Origin of the sequence: Citrobacter sp. Cu233, from assembly GCF_030332225.1 — a bacterium.
Lineage (GTDB): Bacteria > Pseudomonadota > Gammaproteobacteria > Enterobacterales > Enterobacteriaceae > Citrobacter.
The window spans coordinates 1-275 of sequence record NZ_JAOWIF010000013.1 but is presented as its reverse complement, the minus strand read 5'-3'; the positions used below and the strand labels follow the sequence as shown (position 1 = coordinate 275).

1 tRNA gene is annotated in these 275 nt (G+C 46.5%); it reads left to right on the top strand.

From position 1 onward, the window contains the following. The first annotated feature begins 57 nt into the window (after positions 1-57). Positions 58-133, top strand: a tRNA-Glu gene (locus OGX95_RS00055). Positions 134-275: the final 142 nt, after the last annotated feature.

Below are 275 nucleotides of genomic sequence, written 5' to 3'. Positions count from 1 at the left end.
CACACAGATTGTCTGATGAAAAGTAAATAGCAAGGCGTCTTGCGATTGAGACTATACGTCCCCTTCGTCTAGAGGCCCAGGACACCGCCCTTTCACGGCGGTAACAGGGGTTCGAATCCCCTAGGGGACGCCACTTGCTGGTTCGTGAGTGAAAGTCGCCGACCCCAATATCTCAAAACTGACTCTCTGAGTTACGTTTGAGATATTTGCTCTTTAAAAATCTGGATCAAGCTGAAAATTGAAACGACACACTGTTTCATTTCTCCGTAATAAGA